This is a genomic window from Dactylosporangium sp. CA-092794, from assembly GCF_050948465.1.
GTDB lineage: Bacteria > Actinomycetota > Actinomycetes > Mycobacteriales > Micromonosporaceae > Dactylosporangium.
In genome coordinates this window covers 1,876,348-1,897,332 of record NZ_CP192044.1, presented here as the reverse complement: position 1 = coordinate 1,897,332, position 20,985 = coordinate 1,876,348, and the positions used below count along the sequence as shown (strand labels likewise).

Here is a 20,985-nt window from a genome sequence, read left to right as displayed (position 1 = left end):
TGGTCATATAGGCCATGGAGCGTGATGCACTGCTCCGGCTCCTCGCCGAGGAGCCGGGAGCGGCGTTCGAGGCGTGCCGCGCCGCGATCCGCGCCGGTGCGGAATATGTCGTGTGGGACCACACCCTGCCCGCCGACCAGCTCGCCAGCAGCTACTCCAGGCGCGCGCAGCACCTGGCGAAGATCGGCAACCCGATGCTCGGCGGCGCCGAGGCGATCGAGCAGCTGCGCACCTCCGGCGACCGGCTCCTGCGGGTCGGCGAGGCGAGGATCGAAGATCCGCCGACCCACTTCCAGCTGTTCCTGACCGCGGACGCCTCGCGGGTGGTGGCCTGCATAGGCATCGACCAACGCTGAAGTACCAGGATGGGCCGGTGGACACACTGCTCGACCCCGCCGCCGTGGCGCTCCTGCGCGAGGCGCTGGCCTCAGCGCGGTACACCTCGGAAGGCATCAAACGGCACCTGGGCGAGGAAGCGGCCGCCGCGTGCGCGCGCAACGACTTCCGCGCCGCGCTGCGGATCACGCAGGCCCAGGGTGACCGGCTCGCCACGCTGATCCGCCTGTTCATCTGCGGGCAGACCGAGCCGCTGGACCGGGTGGCCGCGGCCCTGGCGCCGTTGCCGCTGGAGTCCGCCGCGGCGCTGCTGGAGGCCGACGGCGACGGCGTGCGCGCGGCGCTGGAGCTGGAGCCCTACGGCGACTGGTGGGTGGTGGCCGACCTCTCCGCCGGCATGCGCCCGGGCCGGCCGCTGCCCGCCGACCACGTGCTCGGCATCGGCGGCGCGTCCACCACCCTGGCCGCGGCGACCCTGCGCCGCCCGGCCGGCACCGCGCTGGACCTCGGCACCGGCTGCGGCGTGCAGGCCCTGCACCTGTCCACCCACGCCGGCCGGGTCACCGCGACCGACCTGTCGCACCGGGCGCTGCGCTTCGCCGCCACCACCGCCGCGCTCAACGGGCTGGACTGGGAGCTGCTGGAGGGCGACCTGACCCGCCCGGTCGCGGGCCGCCGCTTCGACCTGGTGGTCAGCAACCCGCCGTTCGTGGCCGGCCCGGGCACCACCGCGCACACCTACCGCGACTCCGGCCGCCCCGGCGACGCGGTCTGCGCCGAGCTGGTCACCGCCGCGCCCGGGCTGCTCGCCGAGGGCGGGCACATGCAGTTCCTGGCCAACTGGCTGCACGTGGCCGGCGAGGACTGGCGGGACCGGGTCAACGACTGGCTGGCCGGCACCGGGCTGGACGCCTGGGTCATCCAGCGCGAGGTGTCCGACCCGCTCGCCTACGTCAACCTGTGGCTCGCCGACGCCTCCGAGGACCCGGCGGCCCAGCCGGCGCTGGCCGCGGCGTGGCTGGACTGGTTCGACGCGCAGAAGGTCGACGCGGTCGGGTTCGGCCTCATCACGCTGCGCGCGGCCGGGCACGACGACCCGACGGTGCGGCTGGAGGACCTGCGGCAGGGCGTCGACGGCCCGCTCGGCCCGCTGATCGGCGACTGGTTCGACCGGCAGGACTTCCTGCGCCACGCCGACCTGCTGGCCAGCCGGCTGACCGCGGCGCCGGGCCTGCGGCTGCGCCAGGAGGCCGGGCTGGGCGCGGAGGGCTGGGAGGTCGAGCGGCAACTGCTCGTGCTCCCCGACGGCCTGCGCTGGATCGAGGAGGTCGACCCGGTGGCGCTGTCCCTGGTCGGCGGGTGCGACGGGTCGGTCACCCTGCAGGCCCAGGTGGACCTGCTGGCGGCCGCGCATTCGGTACCGCCGGAAGTCCTCGCCGAGGTCGCCGTCCCCCTGGTGGCGCACCTGGTCGAACGCGGGATCCTCCGGCCCGCCTGACCCACGACGGCGAAAAGGCCGCCCCGGAGGGCGGCCTCTTTCCGTTCGCCGTCGCTCAGGAGGCGTAGGCCTCGAGGCGCTTGGCGCGCGACGGGTGGCGCAGCTTGAGCAGGGTCACCTTCTCGATCTGGCGGATCCGCTCGCGGGACAGGCCGAACTCGCGGCCGACCTCGTCGAGCGTGCGCTGGCGGCCGTCGTCCAGGCCGAAGCGCAGCCGGATGACCGCCTGCTCGCGCTGGGAGAGGGTGGACAGCACGATCTCCACCTCGGAGCGGAGCATGCCCTGCGACACGCTGTCGCCCGGCTCCTCGCGCGGGTCGACCCGGGCCACGAAGTCGCCCAGGGCGCTCTCGCCGTCCTCGCCGACGGCCTGGTCGAGGCTGACCGGCTCGCGGTCGTAGGAGATCAGCTCGATGACCTGGTACTCCTCGATGCCCAGCGCCGCGGCGACCTCGGCCACGACCGGCTCCCGGCCCAGCGACGCCGACAGGTCGCGGCGCACCCGGACCATCCGGTTGACCTGCTCGACCATGTGCACCGGGATGCGGATGGTGCGGGCCTGGTCGGCCATGGCGCGGGTGATGGCCTGGCGGATCCACCAGGTGGCGTAGGTGGAGAACTTGTAGCCCTTGGTGTAGTCGAACTTCTCCACGGCGCGGATCAGGCCCAGGTTGCCCTCCTGGATGAGGTCCAGGAAGGCCATGCCGCGGCCGGTGTACCGCTTGGCGATGCTCACCACCAGGCGGAGGTTCGCCTCCAGCAGGTGGGCCTTGGCGGCGCGGCCCTCGCGGACCACGATCTCGTACGTGGGCATCCACGCCGGGTGGACCATGCCGGTGGAGAGCTTCTCCTCGGCATACAGGCCGGCCTCGATCTTCTTCGAGAGCTCGACCTCCTGCTCGGCGGTCAGCAGCTTGGTGCGGCCGATCGTGTTGAGATACGCGCGAACGAGATCCGCTGAGACGCCCGCGTTGTCGAGCGCACCGGGCTCCTGCTCGTGCTCCTCGTCGACCTCGACGTCGATCGCGTTGAACTCCGTGGTGTCACTCAGCGGCTGGGCCACTTTCGCTCGCCTCCCGTGGTTTGACAAGTGGCGCGATCATTCCTGCGAGAAGTAGCTTCGCTGAGCGGGCGTGAAGTGGCGGTGAGGCGGCGGAGCCGTGGCACGAAACCGTGAGTCTTACAGCTCGAGCAGTACTGTCCGCGGTCCGACGTTCACGCTTTCGACCAGCATGTGGGCGCGGAATCTGCCGGTTTGTACGGTTGCGCCCCGTTCTCGCAGCGCGGCGCAGAAGGCCTCGATCAGCGGCTCGGCGACCTCGGGCCGGGCCGCCGCGGCCCACGTCGGCCGCCGCCCCTTGCGCGCGTCGCCGTACAGCGTGAACTGCGAGACGACGAGCACCGGCGCTCCGGTCTCGGCGGCCGACCGCTCGTCGTCGAGAATCCGCAGCTCGTGCACCTTATGAGCGAGCGTGACGGAAATTTCGGAAGTGTCGGAATGGGTGACGCCGACCAGCACCAGCAGGCCGTCCTCGACGGCCCCGACGACCGACCCGTCCACCGTCACGCTGGCCCGGCTGACGGTCTGCACAAGCGCACGCATGCGCCGAAGCTACTCGTCCGCCGCGCCCACCAGCGCCCGCCACTCCCGCCAGCCGCCCCACACAGCCCCGCCCCACGCACACCCGCACGACACTGTCACCGTCGCCGCCGACAGACCTCGTGACACTGTCACCGTCGGCGCGGACGAACGACCCTGACACTGTCACCGTCGGCGCGGACGAACGACCGTGACACTGTCACCGTCGCGGTCACGGCCCCAACCGCCCGACACCCCCACAACCAGCGCCAACACCCTCGCAACACTGCCACCGCCGCGACGACACTGTCACCGTCGCCGCCAACAGCCCTTGTGACACTGTCACCGTCGCTGCCCACAGCCCTCGTGACACTGTCACCGTCGGCGCGGACGAACGACCGTGACACTGTCACCGTCGCGGTCACGGCCCCAACCGCCCGACACCCCCACAACCAGCGCCAACACCCTCGCAACACTGCCACCGCCGCGACGACACTGTCACCGTCGCTACCCACAGACCTCGTGACACTGTCACCGTCGGCGCGGACGAGCGACCGTGACACTGTCACCGTCGGCGCGAACGAGCGACCGTGACACTGTCACCGTCGGCGCGAACGAACGACCGTGACACTGTCACCGTCGGCGCCCAACCGGCGACCGTGTCAGCCCCATTGCCCACACCCGCCGGGTCGCCGCTCCAGTCGGCGCCGTGGGGCCGGGCCGCCGACAGCCGGTGACGCGACCTCAAGTCTCCGCGATCATGCCCGATCGCCTCGCGCACCACGGGTTTTCCATGATCGCGGAATGTTAATGTACCCATGGGTACCATATGTCTCCACGATCATGAAAAGTCGCGGTTTCGACGCGGGGGCGCGCATGATCGCGGAGAGTTCTGTCCGCTGCGCCACAACGCGGCCGCGACCAGCCGGCTAGAGCTTCGTGAGGCCCTCGTACAGGACTTCGATCGCCTTCCGGCGCTGGTCCGGGGTGCTCGGGACGGACTCGACCATGCGCAGGAACGTCACGATGTCGTCGGTGGTGATGCCGGCACGCAGGCCCCCGGCGTCGCGCAGGCGCGTCGTGGCCGGGCCCACCAGGTCCGCGACGATGTCGCGCGCGCGGGTCCCGGCGCGAGGGCTGGTGGCGGCCAGCCGGGCGAAGGCGTCGACGTCCGGGCCCTCGTTGACGCAGATCTCCGCGAGTGTGACCCGGAAGGCCTCGCGCGGGTCGTCGATCGCCCCCGCCCGCGCGCTGCGCTCCCGGACCCCGCCGGCCAGGTGATCGAGCACCGCCTCGACCAGGTCGTCGCGGGCCGGGAAGTGCCGGTACAGCGTGGACGGCCCCACCCCGGCGCGCCGCGCGACCTCGTCCAGGCTGACCCCCGGGCCCGCCTCGGCGAACGCCGCCGCCGCGGCTTCGACGAGGCGCTGCCGGTTGCGCACCAGATCCTTCCGCATGACCCCCACCACAAAATGAAAGTACTACTCCCACTTCCCTGCTACCTTCGATATGGAAGTACCACTCCCACTTCTTCGAAGGCGGCACGGACCATGAGACTGATCGAGACCCACATCAACATCGCGGCGCCCGCCGGCACGGTCTGGCAGGCGCTCACCGACTTTCCCAGCTACGCGCGGGACAACTGGAACGAGTACATCAGATCGATCGCGGCTCCCCTGGTGCGCGGCGGCCGGGTCACCGCGGTCACGCACACCCCGCGGCTGGGCCAGCGCGACCTCAAGGCGACCCTGGTGAACGTGGACCTCCCGGAGCTCAGCTGGGAGGTCAAGCTCCCGGTCCCCGGCCTGCTGCACGCCACGCACTACTTCCGGGCCGAGGCGCTCTCGCCGGCGTCGACCCGGTTCGTCCAGGGCGAGCGCGTCTCCGGCGTGCTGACCGGCCTGGTCTTCCACCTGGTGGAGAAGAGCGAGGCGGGCTTCCACACCATGAACGAGGCGCTCAAGCGCCGCGCGGAGGGCCGGCGCTAGAGGCGGCGCGGGCCCTGGTCGGGGCGGGGCTGGTGCGGGGCCAGCTTCGCGGTCGCGTGCAGGACGGCCAGGCCCGACGGGCGGGCCAGGATCGGGTTCAGGGTCAGCGACGACAGGGACGGCTGCTCGTCCACCAGGCGGCCGACCCGCAGCAGCAGGTCGGCCAGGGCGTCCAGGTCGACCGGGGCGGCGCCGCGGTAGCCGGTGAGCAGCGGCGCGGCGCGCGGGGCGCGGACCAGCGCGGCCGCGTCGCGGTCGGTGAGCGGGACCGGGCGCCACGCGCGGTCGCCGAGCAGGTCCGCCGCCTCGCCGCCCAGGCCGAAGCCGACGACCGGGCCGAACGACGGGTCGTCGACGACCTCGACCACGCAGGCCACGCCGGGGGCGACCATCGGCTGGACGACCACCTCGACGCCGAGGCCGAAGAGGCGCTCCAGCTCCCGGTACGCCTCCTCCACCAGCGCGGCCGAGGTGAGGTTGAGCCGGACCGCGCCCAGGTCGATGCGGTGCCGCCACTGGCGGGTGGCGACCTTGAGGGCCACCGGGAAGCCGATCTCCGCGGCGACCGGCGCGACCCGCTCGCCCGCGGCCCAGCGCGACGGCACGACCGTGACGCCGTAGGCGGCGAGCAGTTCGTCGGCCTCGCCGCGCTCCCCCAGGCCCTCCGCGGCCAGGCGGGCGGCGATCGCGGTGCCGCGCGCGGTGTCGACGCCGGGCAGGGGCGGGACGGTGCCGATCGGCTCGCGGCGCCATGCCGCGTAGCGGGCCACCCGGCCCAGGGCGCGGACCGCCTCCTCGATCGCCGGGAACATCGGCAGCGGGGCCGGGTCGTCGTCGCTGTAGGCGGGGGCGACCGTGAACGCCGGGTCGGCCGGCGCGACCAGGGCGAGGGGGCGCGGGGCGCCGGCCGTGGAGACGCGCAGCAGTTCGGCGACGCCCAGCTTGTCGCCCTCGGCCAGGGCCGGCGCGTAGGCGGCGACGACCGCGTCGACGGCCTCGTCGTCGAGGGCCTCGTGGACGGCCCGCACGAAGTCGAGGTCGGTGACGGCCGGGCCGAGATCCCGGGGGTACCCCTCGGCGATGCGCAGGCCGGCCGCGGGAGCCTTGGCGACGGTGAGGACGCCCAGGGCGGCGGCGTTGGTGACCACGGCGATGCGGTCGCCGGTCGGCAGCGGGTGGCCGGCGATGAGCAGGCCCACGTCGAAGAGCTCGGCGACGGTGTCCACCCGGATCACGCCGGAGCTGGCGAACAGCGCGGCGACGCCGCGGGCGTCCGGGCCGGTGGTCACGGCGGCCAGGGCCGGCGTGCGGACCGGGCTCGCGACCGCGGCCACCGGCTTGCGGCGGGCCAGCTCGCGGGCGATCCGGGCGAACTTGCGCGGGTTGCCGAAGGTCTCCAGGTACAGCAGGACGGCGTCGGTGTGCGGGTCCTCGCGCCAGTACTGCAGGGCGTCGTTGCCGGACACGTCGGCCCGGTTGCCGGCCGAGACGAACGTCGACAGGCCCAGGCCGCGGCGGTCGGCCTCGGCCAGCAGCGCGGTGCCCAGGGCGGCGGACTGGCTGAAGAACCCGACCCGCCCGGCGCGCGGCAGCAGCGGCGCGAGGGTCGCGTTGAGCCGGACGCCCGGGTCGGTGTTGGCGATGCCGAGGCAGTTCGGCCCGACCAGCCGCATGCCCGAGTCCCGCACCGCGCGCAGCAGCGCCGCCTGGGCCTGCGCGCCGTCCGGGCCGGCCTCGGCGAAGCCGGCGGAGACGACGACCACGCCGTGCACGCCGGCCGCGGCGCAGTCGGCGACGACACCGGGAACGGCGTCGGCGGGGACCGCCACGACGGCGAGGTCGATTCCGGCGGTACCCCCAAGACTCGAAACGGCGGGCAACCCACCGACCACCTCGGCGCTCGGATGGACCGGGACCAGCTCGCCGGCGAAGCCGGCGCCCTTGAGGTGCGACAGCAGGGCCGCGCCGATGCCGGAGCCGTCGGCGCGGACGCCGTAGACCGCGACCCCGCGCGGGTTGAGCAGCCGGCCGATCGAGCGGGCGTCGGCCGTCTGCTCGCGGGCCTGCTGCACGCGCAGCGAGTCGGGGGTGGCCGCGATCGGGAACCACAGGTGCACGACCCCGTCGGCGAACTCGCGCTCGATGTGGAATCCGGCCGCCATGAACACGCGCAGCATCGCCTGGTTGACCGGGAGTACATCCGCCTCGAACTCGGTGATGCCCTCCCCGCTCGCCGCCGCGATCAGGTGCTCGATCAGCACCGAGCCGATGCCGCGGCCCTGATGCGCGTCCTCGACCACGAACGCCACCTCGGCCTGGTGGGAGCCCGCGCCGAGCCGGTCGTAGCGGCCGACCGCGATCAGCTCGCCGGCGTGCTCGACCACGAACGCCTCGCGGTCGTGGTGGTCGACGTTGACGAACCGGTCCAGGTCCCGCTGCGGGATCCGCGGATAGGCCGAGAAGTACCGCAGATACCGCGTCCGCTCGGAGAAGCGCGAGTGCAGCGCGACGATCCGGTCCGCGTCGTCCGGGCGGATCGGTCGCAAGTGGACGGTGGTGCCGTCCGAAAGCAGCACGTCGGCGGCGCGCTCCGAAACGTCGTTCACTCGCCTAGTCTCGCACCCGTTTGGGTTACCGTGTCTCGCATGATGCTGACCCCGGCGGATGTGCAGGCCCTACGGTTCGCCAAGGCGCCGTTCGGCAAGCGCGGCTACGACGAGGACGAGGTCGACCAGTTCATCGACGTGGTCGCGCAGACCCTGACCGCGCTGCACGACGAGATCGCCACGCTGCGCGGTGGCGGCCGCGGCACCACCCGCGAGAGCGCCTTCGGCACCTCCTCGGCCGCCGAGACCGAGATGCTCGCCGAGCTGGACCGGATCAAGCAGCGCCTGGCCCGCCTGGAGGCCGTCGTCCAGCGCTGAGCCGGCGCTCAGTCGCGGGGGTCGTGCGGGTCCAGGCCGAAATAGGGGTACACCGCGTTGCGGGTCGCCATGATCGTGCGGTCGACCGCGTCCGGTGAGTCGCCCGGGATCCACGGCGCCCACGCGGTGGCGCCGCCGTCGGTCATGGTGGCCGGCAGCGGCCGGCCCGGCCGGCGGCTCGCGGCGAGGGCCCGCCACTCGTCCGGCACCGGCCGCGACGGGTCGATCGGGTCGCCGGTCAGCACGGCCATCAGGTGCGTCCAGGCCCGCGGCACGCACTCCACCACCGCATAGCCGCCGCCACCGCTGGCCACCCACTTGCCGCCGGCTACCTCACCGGCCAGGTCGCGCAGCGCCAGGTACGCCGCGCGCTGCCCGTCGACGGTGAGCTGCAGATTGGCGAGCGGGTCGTCACGATAGGTGTCGGCGCCGCACTGGGTGAACAGCAACTGGGGGCGGAAGGCGCGCAGCACGCCCGGCACGACGGCGTGGAACGCGCGCAGCCAGCGGGCGTCGTCGGTGCCCGGCGGCAGGGCCACGTTCACCGCGGAGCCGGGGGCGGCCGGGCCGCCGGTCTCGTCCGGGTACCCCGTGCCGGGAAACAGCGTGCGCGGCGACTCGTGCAGGCTGACCGTGAGCACCCGGGGGTCGTCGTAGAAGACCTGCTGCACGCCGTCGCCGTGATGGACGTCGATGTCGACGTACGCCACGCGCTCGGCGCCCAGCTCCAGCACGCGCTTGATCGCGATCGCCGGGTCGTTGTACACGCAGAAGCCCGACGCCCGGTCCGGCATCGCGTGGTGCAGGCCGCCGGAGATGCTCACCGCGCGCTCGGCCTCGCCCAGCCACACCGCCTCGGCGGCCCGGCGGGTCGCGCCGGCGATGAGGGCGCTGGCGTCGTGCATGCCGACGAACGTGGGATTGTCGCTGGTACCGAGCCCCATCACGCCGATCCGCCGCCCGGTGGAGGCGGCCTTGACCACCGCGATGTAGTCGGGGTCGTGGACGGTGGCGAGCACGTCGTCGGTCGCCGGCTCCGGCCGCTCCACGACGACGCCGGGCCGGTCGAGCACGCCGAGGCGGCGGGCGAGGTCCATGGTCAGCTCGACGCGGACGGGATCCATCGGATGATCCCCCATGTCGTACTTCAGGAGCCGCTCGTCCCACACCACCAGCGAGTTCATGGAGTTTCGCCCTTCTCTGGCCGGCTCTGCGCGACCGGCCGGGCCGGGTCGGTGATCCAGTGGCTCCAGGAGCCCACGTACAGGGCCGCCGGCACCCCCTGCTCGTGCAGCGCCAGGACCAGTTGCGCGGCGGTGACCCCCGACCCGCAGTAGGCGCCGACGCGCTCCCCGGCGACGTCCAGCGGGCGCAGCAGCCCGCCGGCGTCGACGGTCTCGGCCGCGGGCAGGTTGCGCGCGCCCGGGATGTGGCCGGCGACGGCATCGACCGGCTCGATCTCTCCGCGGTACCGCTGGGGAATCCGCGCATCGAGCAGCGTGTTGGCCGGATCGGCGGCCTCGGCCGCGGTCCAGACTGGCATTCCGCCGGGCGTGACCGTAATGTTCCCTTCGACCGGTTCCACCGTGTCGGTTGTCACCGGCTGCCCGGCGGCCACCCACGCCGCGTAGCCGCCGTCAAGCACCTGGACATTGTCCACGCCCGCCCAGCGCAGCGTCCACCAGGCGCGCGCCGCGGCACCGGTAGGATTGGAGCCGCCTGCGTCGTACACCACCACCGGGTGCCCGGCGCGGACCCCCAGTCTCCGCAGCGCGGCCTCGAGGGCTGCGGGATCGGGCAGCGGATGCCGGCCACCGGCGCCCGGCTGCCCACACAGGTCTTCGTCGAGATCGGCGAAGACCGCGCCAGGCAGATGTCCGGCCGCATAGGCGGCCCGGCCGTCCTTCGCAAGGGTCCAGCGCACATCGAGAAGAGTCGGCGGTTGGGCTGACCGCACCAGCTCGGCGAGCACGGATACGTTCAAGATCGCCCGGTTGGCTGTCACGTTCCAATCTTGTCGTACGCAGCGGGTAGCATCGCGTACCGGGAGGGCAAGGCAGTGAACGACCTGGTTGACACCACCGAGATGTATCTGAAGACGATCCTCGAGCTCGAGGAGGAGGGCGTCGTTCCCAAGCGCGCCCGAATCGCGGAGCGGCTGCACCAGAGCGGGCCCACCGTCAGCCAGACCGTCGCCCGCATGGAGCGCGACGGTCTGCTCATCGTCGAGGGCGACCGCCACCTGGCACTGACCGACGACGGCCGCGAGCACGCGGTCGCCGTCATGCGCAAGCACCGCCTCGCCGAGCTGCTCCTCGTCAACGTCATCGGCCTGCCCTACGAGGAGGCCCACGAGGAGGCGTGCCGCTGGGAGCACGTCATGAGCGACGCCGTCGAGCAGCGGGTCTACGAGCTGCTGGGCCGCCCGACCCGCTCGCCGTATGGCAACCCGATCCCCGGCCTGGACGCCCTGCAGGGCGCCGGCACCAGCGACGAGGCCGGCGACCGCGAGCGCAACCTGGCCTTCCCCGGCCTGGCCGGCTCGGTCGTGGTGAGCCGCATCTGCGAAAGCGTCCAGACCGACGCCGACGTCCTGCGCCAACTCCACACCGCCGGCATCGACCCGGGCGCGACGGTGACGGTGGCCCAAGAGCGCGACGGCGTCAGCATCGACCGCGAAGGCGAGCGGATCCGGCTACCCCGGGAGGTCGCGTCGCGGGTCTTCGTCGCGGCCGCCTGAGCTCCGGGGGGGGGCAGATCCAGGGGAGGTGGGGGCCACGCACGCTCCTTGGCCCGACGCGGCACCGGGGCACGATTCGACTGCCGCTTCCGCGGTGTGCTCCTTCGAGGACCTCGTCGACCGGGTCGGTTCCAAGTGGAGCGTCGGGATCCTCCTCGCCGCGGCCGGCGGCCCGATCCGGTTCGGCGAGCTCGAGCGGGCCGTCGCCCCGATCAGCCGGCGGATGCTCACGCTCACGCTGCGCAACCTGGAGCGCGACGGCCTCCTGGTCCGCACCGCCTACCCGACCGTGCCACCCCGGGTCGAGTACTCACTGACCCCCATGGCCTTCGAGCTGCAGGCCGCCCTGGCCGCCCTCGCCTCGTGGGCGCGCCGGCACCAGGCCGACGTCGCCGCCGCACGCCTCCGATACGACGGCCGCACCGCCTGAATGCGCACCAGCGTCTTGGGGCCGCCGCGGCCCCGACCAACGCCCGCGCCTCCGGCGCCCCCGACCTAGTGGCGGCGGGTCTCGCCCACCTCGTGACGGCGGGTCAAGCCCGCCGGCGCCCCGGCCTAGTGGCGGCGGGTCTCGCCCACCTCGTGACGGCGGGTCAAGCCCGCTGGCGTGGTGCATGAGCCGGCCAGCCCCTGATCGTGCTGGTTGATGTTGCAGCGACCGCAGCCGGGCATCGATGGCCGCCACTGGGGCACGGCGGGGTCATCGGCCCCGCCCCCGCGCGGTGCCCCCGGGTGCGGCACGGCCGGCGGGGCGTCGCGGTCAGCCGGGCGTCGCCGTCAGCGGGGCGTCGCGGTCAGCCGGGCGTCGCGGTCAGCCGGGCGTCGCGGTCAGCCGGGCGTCGCGGTCAGCCGGGCGTCGCGGTCAGCCGGGCGTCGCGGATGCCTCGCCCGCCGGGCGCGAACAGCCGAGCGGCGCGGCCGGGACGGACGTATGTCTCCGTGATCATGATCCCCGCCGCGACCGCACCACGGGTTTGCCATGATCCCGGAGACTTCTGGTGCCCAGGTGTACATGATCACTCCGTGATCATGAAAAACCGTTGGTGTCGGCGCCCGGTTCGGCATGATCGCGGAGACTTCTGGTCACTGCACCGCGCTGCGCGGCGTGCAGCGGGGCCACCGGACGGCTCCAGCGCCGGGCGGGCCTGGCCGTCGTCCGCAACCACCACGATCAAGCGCCGGCCCGGCCACAGCGCGGCGGCTCAGGGTGATATCGCGGCTCCGATACGACGGCCACGCCTCCTGAGACGGCCCGTCGTGCCTAGCCTGAGTTGGTGGTGCACGACCTCGCATTTGCGGACGAATCCCTCAAAACCGCTGCGGACACCCTCGCGGACGACGGCCAGGCCCGCCCGGCGCTGGACCTGATCGCGGGCGCGGCGGACGTCCACCGGCGCGAACACGCGGTGAGCGTGCTCGGCGCGGCGGGCGCCGGGCGGCTGGAGGAACTGCGGGAGCTGACCCGGCAGCGGGCGTACCACGGCGAGCGGTGGCTCCTGCTCGGCGCCGCGCTCGCCGCGGCGGCCTGGGAGGCGCGCGGCTCCGGGCGCCGCGCGCGGACCCGCGACCGGGAGGTGGACCGGCGCATCCAGCGGCAGCAGCAACTCGTCGCCGAGGCGCGCGGCGCGCTGCGGCAGGCGGCGGCGCTCGGGCGTGACGACGCGGTGCCGTGGAGCGAGCTGACCGGGGTGGTGCTCGCCGCGCCGCAGCACCCGAGCGAGCCCGACGACGTGTTCCGGCGGGCCGTCGTGCTCGGCAACGACCTGTACCGGGCGCACACCCGCCACCTGGTCACGCTGAGCGGCAAGTGGTACGGCAACCAGGACAAGGTCCTCGCCTTCGCCCGCCTCCGCGCCCAGGACCGGCCCGACGGCCATCCGCTCCACGCCCTCATCGCGCTCGCGCACCTCGAGGGCTACGTCGAAGGGGTCCTCCACGGCAACCTGGTCGGACGGTTCTGGCGCGCGTGGCGCTACTTCGCCGACGGCGCCATCCGCCGCGAGGTCGACGCGGCCGCGGACCGGCTGCTGGCCGGGGCAGACGAATACGCCCAGCACCCGTGGACGATGAGCGCGCACCAGGCGTTCGCGGCGCTCTACCACCAGGCCGGCGACGCTCACCGGGCCCGGACGCACCTGGAGCTGTCCGGCGACCGGGCCGCCGTGTGGCCGTGGCGCTACTTCGGCGATCACGAGAAACAGTTCGCCTCGGCTCGCCGGGCCGTCGGGCTGACGCCGTGACCAGGGACGTGACCAGGAAAAAAGAGGAAACACCGCGCATCCCGGTGGTGCGGCCCGTCGTGACTCCTCACCTTACCCCGTGCCGACAAATCGCCGTACGACCGCGTCACACAGCGTAACCACGATGCTAGAGGCTGCTCAGATCGATGAGTTTCGCGAGCTCCACGACCTTCGGCACCGCGTCCGCGGCGCGCTGGTCGGGGGTGCCAGGTGCGAAGCGCAGCGACAGCTCGATGATCCGCTTGTTGCCGGCCAGCCAGCCGACCTCGACGCCGGGGCCGGCCTTGCCCGCGGCCGGGGTCGGCATCTGGTAGCCGGCCACGCCCAGGCCCTGCACGGCCGTCGCGTTCTTCGGCTGGATCATGTCGCCGAAGACGTCGGCGTCGATGGTGGTCGAGCTGACCGCCAGCACCAGGTCCGGGTAGCTGACGCCCTTGGCCTGCAGCACGCAGGTGAACGTGTTGTCCAGCGACGCGCCGGCCGCCACGCTCAGGTCGAGGCCCAGCTTGGCGTTGACCATGCCGAAGTCGAGCAGCTGGCAGGCTCCGCCGGCGGACGCGGCGGGAGCGGTCGAGCCCTGGGCGGCCGGGCTCGCGCCGGCGTCGTCGCAGCCGGCGACCAACAGGGCAATGGCAAGGATGGCGAGCGGCAGCCTGCGCACAGCGGGCACCCTATACCGGCAGGCGCGCAGTGATGTACTTGGCGATCTCCAGCGAGCTCGTCGCGGCCGGCGACGGGGCGTTGAGCACATGCACCTGACGCCCCTCGGCGACGATGAGGAAGTCGTCGACGAGCTCGCCGGCCGGGGTGATCGCCTGCGCCCGCACGCCCGCCTCGGCCGGCACCAGGTCCGCGGCGGTCACCGCCGGCACGAGCCGGGCCAGGCTCTGCGCGAAGCGCCGCTTCGACAGCGAGCGGCGGACCTCCGTGATGCCGTACCGCAGGTGCTTGCGCGCCAGGTGCCACAGCCCGGAGTAGGTGGCGGCGTCGGCGACGTCGCGGGGCCGGATCTTGCCCCAGGTGTACCCCTCCCGGGCCAGCGCCAGCACGGCGTTCGGTCCGGCGTGGACGCTCCCGTCGACCATTTTTGTGAGGTGTACCCCCAAAAACGGAAACTGCGGATCGGGCACCGGATAGATCAGTCCGTTGACCAGGTGCCGGCGGTCGGGGCGCAGCTCGTAGTACTCCCCGCGGAACGGGATGATCCGCGCCGGCGGGTGGATGCCGGCCATCCGGGCGACCCGGTCGGCCTGCAGCCCGGCGCAGTTGACCAGCACGTCCGCGACGATGTCCCCGGTGGTGGTGCGCACCACGACCTCGTGCTCGCCGGCCCGGATGCCCACGACCGCGGTGTTGAGCCGCAGCGTCGCGCCCGCCTGCTCGGCGATCGCGGCGAGGGTGCGGCACACGGCCTTGTAGTCGGCGATCCCGGTGGAGGCGACGTGGATGCCCTCGACGCAGGCGACCTCCGGCTCGAACTCGCGCGCCTCGGCCTGGCTCACCATCCGCACCGGCAGCCCGTTGGCCTCCGCCCGCTCGAACAGCGCGTGCAGCCGGGGCAGCTCGGCGTCGTCGGTGGCGACGATCAGCTTGCCGGTGACCTTGTGCTCGATGTCGTGCTCTTCGCAGAACCGCACCATGGAGGCGCTGCCGGCCTTGCACAGCGTCGCCTTGAGGCTGCCCGGCTTGTAGTACACCCCGGCGTGGATGACGCCGGAGTTGTGCCCGGTCTGGTGGGCGCCCCAGCCGGCCTCCTTCTCCACGACGGTGACCCGCGCGTCGGGGTGGTCGAGCACCAGCCGGTGCGCGGTGGCCAGCCCGACAATTCCCCCACCGATGACGACGTACCGCACGCTGACTCCTTCGAAGGCGGTTCGCTGCATCTTAGGGGCCCGGGGGCGGCGTGCTAGCGTGACCGACCGTGAGTGAGGTCGAGGCGACGACCGGAGTGGCGATGGACGACGAGCTGGTCATCCCCGCTCCCGCGGCCACCCGGCCGAAGCGGCCGTGGCGGAGCCGCGCCGTGCAGGCGGTGCGCATCCTGGCCGCGATCGGCATCGCCTACTTCATCGTCGCCACCACCGTCCAGCAGTGGTCCGACGTGTCGGCCACGTTCCGCCACCTGTCCTGGCCGTCGCTGGCCGCCTCGCTCGCCGCCGCCGTCGCCTGCCTGTGGGCGACGATGATGGCCTGGCGGGCGATGGTCGGCAGCCTCGACCATCCGCTGCGCATCCGCGACGCGGCGCCGATCCAGCTCATCGGCGCCCTCGGCAAGTATCTGCCGGGGACCGTGTGGGCGTACGTCGTCCAGATGGAGCTGGGCCGGCGGGTCGGCGTCTCCCGGGCCAAGGTCTTCATCGGCTCGGCCGTGGTCACCGGCCTCGGCGTGACCGTCGGCCTGGTGCTCACCTCCCCCGGCTTCGGCATCGCCTTCGACGGCGCCGACGCGAGCGAGCACCGCAAGTTCGCCGCGATCGCCGTCTGGTGCGCGGTGGTCCTGCTGCCGTTCGGCCTGGCCTGCTGCTACCCGCCGCTGCTGACCTGGCTGGTCGGCCGGGCGATGCGCATCCTGCGCCGCCCGGCGCTGGACCGCCCGATCACCTGGCGGCCGATCCTGATCAGCAGCGGCTGGTGCGCGGTCGGCTACCTGGCCGCGGGCCTGCACGTCTGGCTGCTGGTCCGGGCCCACCTGCCCGGCTTCCACGGCCTGGTCGGCAGCGTCTTCGCGATGGCGCTGGCGATGAGCATCAGCACGTTCGTCATCGTGGCCCCCTCGGGCCTGGGCGCCCGCGAGTTCCTGATGGCGATCGCCCTGGCCGGCCTGGGCGTGCCGTGGCCGACCGCCTGGGCGCTCACGCTGGTCTCCCGCCTGCTCTTCACGATCGCCGACGTAGCCGCCGCCGGCGTCTCCGCCGCCGTAGGCCTCCGCCGCCTCCACCACCCAGAAAACCCCGAAACCCCCCTATAAACGCCAAAACCCGATGACTCGGGCCGCATCACATACAGACCGTAGCTCCCGCCAGACACCACTCGGGCCTGGCGGCCCTCCCTGCCAGCCCCGAGCCGCCAAGAACACACGAAAAGTCGGGCGCTCCGCGCCACGACTTTTCGGACATATACCCCGACACACGACATATCCCATTAAGTCCCTATAAAGCATCCGATGGCCCGGCACGAACTCTCCGTGATCTGTGAAGGGTTTTGTCAAGCGTCGACGGCGTTGGCTTCCAGGAAGCGGTAGAGCTGGCGGATGGCGTAGCGTTTGAGGCATCGAAGGATTTCTTTGTTGGAGAGGCCTTCGGTGGTGCGGCGGGTGATGTAGTCGCTGGTTGGTGGGTGTTTCATCCGCCGGCGGGCGGTGACGATGGTGTGCAGGGCGGTGTTGAGGGCGCGGTCACCGCCGCGGTTGAGCCGGTGCCGGACGACCCGGCCGGAGCTGGCTGGTAGGGGGCTGATCCCGCCGATCGCGGCGAACGCGGCCTCGCTGTGGATACGGCCGTGGTGGGACCAGACGGTGAGCAGGGTCGCGGCGGTGACCGGGCCGACGCCGGGCTGGTCGAGCAGGCCGGGACAGGCCTGCTTGACCAGCCCGGCGAGCTGTTTCTCGGCCGCGGCGATGGCCCGGTCCAGCTCGGCGATGGTGGCCGCGGCCCGGCGCAGGGCCTGCAGCCGGACCCGGGTCTCCAGGTCGGCGGCCGGGTCGTCGGGCAGGCCCGCCACGGCGCGGACCTGCCGGGTGGTAGTCAGCCCGCGCAGCGTCTCGCGCAGCTGCCCGGCGCCGAGCAGCAGCGATTTGAACAGGTTGACCGTGGCGGTGCGCACGTCGGAGTCGTGCCGGCGGGTGACCAGCAGCATCCGCAGCGCCTCCCGCCGGCCGTCGGCGCGGGGTTCGGCGTGCCGGGCGGCGGGGTCCCGCTCCACGGCCTGCGCGGCCAGGGCGGCGTGGGTGGCGTCCATCGGGTCGGACTTGCCCCGCCGCCGGCGGGCCGGCTCGGGTTTCACGGCCTCCACGACCCGGTACCCGGCGGCCTGCAGGTGCCGGGTCAGGCCGTGCCCGTGCGAACGGGTGCCCTCCACCGCCCAGAACATCCGCTGCCCGGCCGGGATCTGCCGCTGCGCCCAGGCCTGCACCTGCGCGTAGCCGGCCGGGGTGGCCGGGACCTCGGTCTGGGCCAGGACCGCACTCACCTCGTCGACCAGGGTCGCGGTGTGGGTGTCGGTGTGGGTGTCGACCCCGACCACCCACGCGGTGGACACAGCCCGGCCGCCCTGGCCGGCGGGCGCTGCCCGGCGACGCCGGCCCCGACGATCTGTCACCATGGTCATTACGGTGGTTCCTTCCATGAGCGCTGCCGTTGCAACGGCGTCGGCCCGGGAACACGGTGCTGGCCATGGCACATCTGTGATGAGTCACGTGGTTGAGCACGGACAGGCTTCTGATCAGGCCAAGGGACAGCGAGCTGGGCCGACGCCGGTGACCTTGTCGACACGTCATGCGAAAGACACACCACACGGTGGTCAGATCACGGAAGAGTCATCCAAGATCACCGGCATCGAACCTAGCGGATCACGAACCCCGGGCCCGATCACCTTCCCTATAGAAGCGTCATGCGTCTCACCCCAGCCACACCACGAGTTCGCCATGATCACGGAGACATTTGGTACACAGGTGTACATAATCGCTCCACGATCACGAAAAACCGGCGGTGCCGACGACGGCTCCAACATGATCGCGGAGACTTCCTGCCGCCACAGCCGTGCGGGGCCGCGCTCCCCACGATCGGTAGCACCGCCGCGAAGCACACCGAACCGGCTCCAGCGGCAATCCGGAGCAACGAACGCGGAGCGTCCGCGAGCAACAGCCGCGCAGGCGAATCCCGTGACCGCTACGCCCGATTTGGCCGATTCACCGAAACGCCGGCCGCCCTTGGCTCTTCACCGACCCGGCTACAGCACGCGAGTCCCCGACCCGGCCACAGCACGCGAGCCGCCCCGCAGTAGCCGAGCCACCGAACCACCCCGCAATAGCCGAGCCGTCGGGCTGCCCCGCCGAAGCCGAACCGCCCGCAGTAGCCGCCCTGCCGCAGCCGAGCCCCCGCCGTAGCCGAGCCGCCCCATCGTCGCCGGGAAGCCCTCGCGGCCGAGTCGCCGAGTCGCCGAGTCGCCGAGTCGCCGAGTCGCCGACATGAGCACCCGGCCGAGCCGCCCGGTGGCCCCGGTGACCAGGATCGTTGATGTCGTCATGTCGCCTCGGACGGTACCGCCGAGCAAAATGACAATGCTCTTACATCGGGCCGACGCTCATGCTTACCCGCCGCTCGCAGCATGGTCCGCATGAGACGAACCCTCGCCATCGCGCTGGCGGCCGGGCTGCTCTTCCTGGGCGGCTGCGGCCGGGCGCGCATCCACCAGCCGGCCGCTCCGGCCGGCTCCGTCCCGGCCCCGGCCGTCTCGGTGCCCGCGCCGGCGGCAAGCAAAAACAAAGCCGGTAATCCCGCGCAAGACGACGTAGATCAGCTGCTCGATCAGGCAGGGCAGCAGCTCAGCAACGACGCCCAGCCCGCCGAGGACGAGGACTGAAGCCATGCACCGATTCGCACGTACCGCCGCCGTCCTGACGGCATCGCTCGCCGCCACCCTGGTGGCCGCCGCGCCCGCGGGTGCCGCCCCGTCGCCCGGTGCCGGCCTGGACCCGGCCCGCAACGCCGTCGTGGCCCGCATCGACAAGCGGCTCGACGCCCTGACCAAGTTCGAGGCGACGGTCGGCAAAGCCGGCCAGCTGACCTCCGGCCACAAGTCGGCGCTGACCGGGCTCATCGCCGACCAGCGCTCGGGCCTCACCGCGCTGAAGACCAAGGTGCAGGGCGAGACCACCGTCGCGGCGGTCAAGGCCGACGCGCAGAGCATGGTGTACGACTACCGGGTCTTCCTGCTGACCGGCCCGAAGGTGCGCCTCACCGCGGCGATCGACACCGAACTGGCGGTGGTCGCGAAGATGAAGGCCGAGCCGGGCGCGGACACCGCGAAGCTGGACGCGATCGCCCAGTCCCTGCAGGGCAAGGCCGACGCGCTGCTGGCGGTCAAGCCGGGCCCGGACGGCGAGGCGATCCGCGGGCAGGTCGCCCCGGTCCGCCAGGCCGCGCGCACGGCCCACACCGACCTCAAGGCCCTACGAAAGACCACGTAGCCGCTGCACCCCGGCCCCGGTCGGGGTGAAGCCGCAGGCGTCGAGGTAGAAGCCGGTCAGGTGCGGCTCGAAGTCCACGTGCAGCCAGGCGCAGCCCGCCGCCCGCGCCCCGGACGCGGCCAGCTCCACCAGCCGGGTGCCGACGCCAGCCCGGCGGTGCGCGGCGGCGACCAGCGTGTCGAGGACGAAGGCGTGCTCGCCGCCGTCCCAGGCCACGTTGACGAAGCCGGCCAGCCCGCCGCCGGCGGCGCGGGCGCAGACCCAGCCGAGGCTGTGCCGGTTCACCCGCTCCCACCGGTGCTCCTCCCGGTCGTCCGGGTGGCCGAAGCCCTCGGCGTGCAGGGCCGACAGCTCAGCGGAGGTGAAGGGGGCGCGCCAGGCGTAGGAGATGGTCACCGGGCCAAGGTTAGGAGCCGGACCGCGGGCCGGATGTCCTTCAGCGACAGCGCCGGCCGCTCGACCAGGTGCCACGAGGCGGCCGCGGCGAGCAGCACGACGGGCAGGCACAGCGCCAGGTACGGCAGCACGCCCCACGCCGCCCCGCCGTAGTGGGCCACCAGCTGCTGGATCGGGAACGCGTAGATGTAGACGCCGTAGGAGTAGTCGCGCTCCCGCCCGATGCGGTGCAGGCGGCGCGGGAGCGCGCAGGCGGCGTACAGCAGCAGGTAGGCCAGCGCGGGGTACCCCACCACGGAGAAACCGCCGCCGAGGAGCGTGACGGCCAGCGCGAGCCCGCTCGCCGCGGCGAGCGCCGGGTGCAGCGGGATGCGGTGGGCGTAGAGCTGGGCCGACGCGCCGAGCAGGAACAGGAACCCGAGGTAGCAGGCCAGCTGCGCGTCCACGTAGCCGAACACCGGCAGCGGGCCGAGGCCGCCGTGGTAGCGCGGCGTGGTCGGGTCGTGCAGGGCGTCGGCGACGATGACCGCGAACGCGGCCCCGGCCAGCGCCGGCACCAGCCACGGCGCGCGGCGGGGCAGGCCGGCGGCGACCAGCGCGGCGAGGCCGCAGTAGCACAGCAGCTCGTACACCAGGCTCCAGAGCGAACCGTTGACGACGCTGCCGTGCACCAGCCGGCCGTAGGGCGTGTCGAGGAACAGCGTGCCGATCCCCCACCGGTGCACCGCGCCGGACCAGTTCCGCCGGGCGAACTCGAGCCCGCCCGCGTGGCCGGTCAGCGTCGCCGCCAGCGCGATGCCGAGCAGACACACCCACAGGCCGGGGAAGATGCGCAGGAACCGGTGCCAGGCGAAGCGCAGCGCGCCGCCGCGGCCGGCCGCGACCAGGAAGCCGGAGAGCACGAAGAACCCGTCGACGGCCAGCGCGCCGAGGTCGGTCTGGCCGCGGCTGATCCGCTGGCCCGGGCTCGGGGCGCCGAACCCGAGCGGCCAGGCGTGCGCCACGAGCACGGACAGCGCGAGGAGCAGCCGCAGCAGGCCGAGTCCGTTGCTGCGGGGGTCGTACCGGTCGCGAAGGGTGGCCACGCGGGTATAACG

21 protein-coding genes are annotated in these 20,985 nt (G+C 73.0%); 10 read left to right on the top strand and 11 right to left on the bottom strand.

The window, feature by feature from the left end:
* The first annotated feature begins 14 nt into the window (after positions 1-14).
* Positions 15-356 (top strand): hypothetical protein, encoded by a 342-nt coding sequence (locus tag ACQPXD_RS08350; protein WP_432836404.1) that lies wholly within the window; start codon positions 15-17, stop codon positions 354-356.
* A complete protein-coding gene (locus ACQPXD_RS08345) occupies positions 332-1,834 on the top strand; it encodes a DUF7059 domain-containing protein (RefSeq protein WP_432843729.1) in 1,503 nt (500 codons plus the stop codon). The genes ACQPXD_RS08350 and ACQPXD_RS08345 overlap by 25 nt, the downstream gene beginning before the upstream one ends.
* 55 nt (positions 1,835-1,889) lie before the next feature.
* On the opposite strand, the gene sigB is transcribed toward ACQPXD_RS08345, so the two are convergent.
* The 3 genes from sigB to ACQPXD_RS08330 all read right to left on the bottom strand — a co-directional run bounded on the left by sigB (position 1,890) and on the right by ACQPXD_RS08330 (position 4,870).
* Entirely contained in the window at positions 1,890-2,858 is a 969-nt protein-coding gene (sigB, locus tag ACQPXD_RS08340; RefSeq protein WP_432843727.1) for an RNA polymerase sigma factor SigB, read from the bottom strand.
* Between the two features lie 156 nt (positions 2,859-3,014).
* Positions 3,015-3,437 (bottom strand): D-aminoacyl-tRNA deacylase, encoded by a 423-nt coding sequence (dtd, locus tag ACQPXD_RS08335; protein WP_432836402.1) that lies wholly within the window; start codon positions 3,435-3,437, stop codon positions 3,015-3,017.
* Between the two features lie 905 nt (positions 3,438-4,342).
* Positions 4,343-4,870: a TetR/AcrR family transcriptional regulator gene (locus ACQPXD_RS08330; RefSeq protein WP_432836400.1), complete on the bottom strand. Its 528-nt coding sequence runs from the start codon at positions 4,868-4,870 to the stop codon at positions 4,343-4,345.
* A gap of 93 nt (positions 4,871-4,963) precedes the next feature.
* Between ACQPXD_RS08330 and ACQPXD_RS08325 the strand changes: the two genes are divergently transcribed.
* Positions 4,964-5,401 (top strand): SRPBCC family protein, encoded by a 438-nt coding sequence (locus ACQPXD_RS08325; RefSeq protein ID WP_432836398.1) that lies wholly within the window; start codon positions 4,964-4,966, stop codon positions 5,399-5,401.
* Here ACQPXD_RS08325 and ACQPXD_RS08320 read toward each other — a convergent pair.
* The gene (locus ACQPXD_RS08320) at positions 5,398-8,007 is read right to left on the bottom strand and encodes a GNAT family N-acetyltransferase (RefSeq protein WP_432836396.1); all 2,610 of its coding nucleotides are present in this window, start codon (positions 8,005-8,007) and stop codon (positions 5,398-5,400) included. The two genes, ACQPXD_RS08325 and ACQPXD_RS08320, sit on opposite strands and share 4 nt — an antisense overlap.
* 39 nt (positions 8,008-8,046) lie before the next feature.
* Between ACQPXD_RS08320 and ACQPXD_RS08315 the strand changes: the two genes are divergently transcribed.
* Complete coding sequence (locus tag ACQPXD_RS08315) at positions 8,047-8,325, top strand: DivIVA domain-containing protein (protein WP_432836394.1); 279 nt, start codon at positions 8,047-8,049, stop codon at positions 8,323-8,325.
* Between the two features lie 8 nt (positions 8,326-8,333).
* Here the strand turns inward: ACQPXD_RS08315 and ACQPXD_RS08310 are convergent, their stop codons facing one another.
* Complete coding sequence (locus tag ACQPXD_RS08310; RefSeq protein WP_432836392.1) at positions 8,334-9,509, bottom strand: acetoin utilization protein AcuC; 1,176 nt, start codon at positions 9,507-9,509, stop codon at positions 8,334-8,336.
* Positions 9,506-10,330 (bottom strand): sulfurtransferase, encoded by an 825-nt coding sequence (locus tag ACQPXD_RS08305; RefSeq protein WP_432836390.1) that lies wholly within the window; start codon positions 10,328-10,330, stop codon positions 9,506-9,508. Before ACQPXD_RS08305 ends, ACQPXD_RS08310 begins: the two co-directional genes overlap by 4 nt.
* Before the next feature lie 81 nt (positions 10,331-10,411).
* On the opposite strand from ACQPXD_RS08305, the gene ACQPXD_RS08300 reads away from it, so the two are divergent.
* The 3 genes from ACQPXD_RS08300 to ACQPXD_RS08290 all read left to right on the top strand — a co-directional run bounded on the left by ACQPXD_RS08300 (position 10,412) and on the right by ACQPXD_RS08290 (position 13,305).
* A complete protein-coding gene (locus tag ACQPXD_RS08300; RefSeq protein ID WP_432843725.1) occupies positions 10,412-11,065 on the top strand; it encodes a metal-dependent transcriptional regulator in 654 nt (217 codons plus the stop codon).
* A 94-nt stretch (positions 11,066-11,159) separates the two neighbouring features.
* Positions 11,160-11,495 (top strand): winged helix-turn-helix transcriptional regulator, encoded by a 336-nt coding sequence (locus ACQPXD_RS08295; RefSeq protein ID WP_432836388.1) that lies wholly within the window; start codon positions 11,160-11,162, stop codon positions 11,493-11,495.
* 844 nt (positions 11,496-12,339) lie between these two features.
* Entirely contained in the window at positions 12,340-13,305 is a 966-nt protein-coding gene (locus ACQPXD_RS08290; protein ID WP_432836386.1) for a hypothetical protein, read from the top strand.
* 127 nt (positions 13,306-13,432) lie between these two features.
* Here ACQPXD_RS08290 and ACQPXD_RS08285 read toward each other — a convergent pair whose 3' ends face one another.
* A complete protein-coding gene (locus tag ACQPXD_RS08285; protein WP_432836384.1) occupies positions 13,433-13,966 on the bottom strand; it encodes a hypothetical protein in 534 nt (177 codons plus the stop codon).
* A gap of 10 nt (positions 13,967-13,976) precedes the next feature.
* On the bottom strand, positions 13,977-15,158 hold the full coding sequence (gene lhgO, locus ACQPXD_RS08280; protein WP_432836382.1) for an L-2-hydroxyglutarate oxidase: 1,182 nt from the start codon (positions 15,156-15,158) through the stop codon (positions 13,977-13,979).
* A gap of 68 nt (positions 15,159-15,226) precedes the next feature.
* On the opposite strand from lhgO, the gene ACQPXD_RS08275 reads away from it, so the two are divergent.
* Positions 15,227-16,273, top strand: coding sequence for a lysylphosphatidylglycerol synthase transmembrane domain-containing protein (locus tag ACQPXD_RS08275; RefSeq protein WP_432836380.1), 1,047 nt, complete (start codon positions 15,227-15,229; stop codon positions 16,271-16,273).
* A 236-nt stretch (positions 16,274-16,509) separates the two neighbouring features.
* On the opposite strand, the gene ACQPXD_RS08270 is transcribed toward ACQPXD_RS08275, so the two are convergent.
* On the bottom strand, positions 16,510-17,562 hold the full coding sequence (locus ACQPXD_RS08270; protein ID WP_432824726.1) for an IS110 family transposase: 1,053 nt from the start codon (positions 17,560-17,562) through the stop codon (positions 16,510-16,512).
* A gap of 1,077 nt (positions 17,563-18,639) precedes the next feature.
* Here ACQPXD_RS08270 and ACQPXD_RS08265 point away from each other — a divergent pair.
* Together ACQPXD_RS08265 and ACQPXD_RS08260 are read left to right on the top strand one after the other, a co-directional pair.
* The gene (locus ACQPXD_RS08265) at positions 18,640-18,885 is read left to right on the top strand and encodes a hypothetical protein (RefSeq protein ID WP_432836378.1); all 246 of its coding nucleotides are present in this window, start codon (positions 18,640-18,642) and stop codon (positions 18,883-18,885) included.
* A 4-nt stretch (positions 18,886-18,889) separates the two neighbouring features.
* Positions 18,890-19,492, top strand: a complete 603-nt coding sequence (locus ACQPXD_RS08260; RefSeq protein ID WP_432836376.1) for a hypothetical protein — start codon at positions 18,890-18,892, stop codon at positions 19,490-19,492.
* On the opposite strand, the gene ACQPXD_RS08255 is transcribed toward ACQPXD_RS08260, so the two are convergent.
* Both ACQPXD_RS08255 and ACQPXD_RS08250 read right to left on the bottom strand, forming a co-directional pair.
* The gene (locus ACQPXD_RS08255) at positions 19,475-19,888 is read right to left on the bottom strand and encodes a GNAT family N-acetyltransferase (protein WP_432836374.1); all 414 of its coding nucleotides are present in this window, start codon (positions 19,886-19,888) and stop codon (positions 19,475-19,477) included. The two genes, ACQPXD_RS08260 and ACQPXD_RS08255, sit on opposite strands and share 18 nt — an antisense overlap.
* Positions 19,885-20,973, bottom strand: a complete 1,089-nt coding sequence (locus ACQPXD_RS08250) for an acyltransferase family protein (protein WP_432836372.1) — start codon at positions 20,971-20,973, stop codon at positions 19,885-19,887. The genes ACQPXD_RS08255 and ACQPXD_RS08250 overlap by 4 nt, the downstream gene beginning before the upstream one ends.
* Positions 20,974-20,985: the final 12 nt, after the last annotated feature.

Coding starts and splice junctions, on each gene's coding strand:
- ACQPXD_RS08325 (WP_432836398.1), top strand. CDS start 4,964: ATGAGACTGATCGAGACCCACATCAACATCGCGGCGCCCGCCGGCACG.
- ACQPXD_RS08265 (WP_432836378.1), top strand. CDS start 18,640: ATGAGACGAACCCTCGCCATCGCGCTGGCGGCCGGGCTGCTCTTCCTG.
- ACQPXD_RS08315 (WP_432836394.1), top strand. CDS start 8,047: ATGATGCTGACCCCGGCGGATGTGCAGGCCCTACGGTTCGCCAAGGCG.
- ACQPXD_RS08330 (WP_432836400.1), bottom strand. CDS start 4,870: ATGCGGAAGGATCTGGTGCGCAACCGGCAGCGCCTCGTCGAAGCCGCG.
- dtd (WP_432836402.1), bottom strand. CDS start 3,437: ATGCGTGCGCTTGTGCAGACCGTCAGCCGGGCCAGCGTGACGGTGGAC.
- ACQPXD_RS08300 (WP_432843725.1), top strand. CDS start 10,412: ATGTATCTGAAGACGATCCTCGAGCTCGAGGAGGAGGGCGTCGTTCCC.
- ACQPXD_RS08350 (WP_432836404.1), top strand. CDS start 15: ATGGAGCGTGATGCACTGCTCCGGCTCCTCGCCGAGGAGCCGGGAGCG.
- ACQPXD_RS08260 (WP_432836376.1), top strand. CDS start 18,890: ATGCACCGATTCGCACGTACCGCCGCCGTCCTGACGGCATCGCTCGCC.
- ACQPXD_RS08310 (WP_432836392.1), bottom strand. CDS start 9,509: ATGAACTCGCTGGTGGTGTGGGACGAGCGGCTCCTGAAGTACGACATG.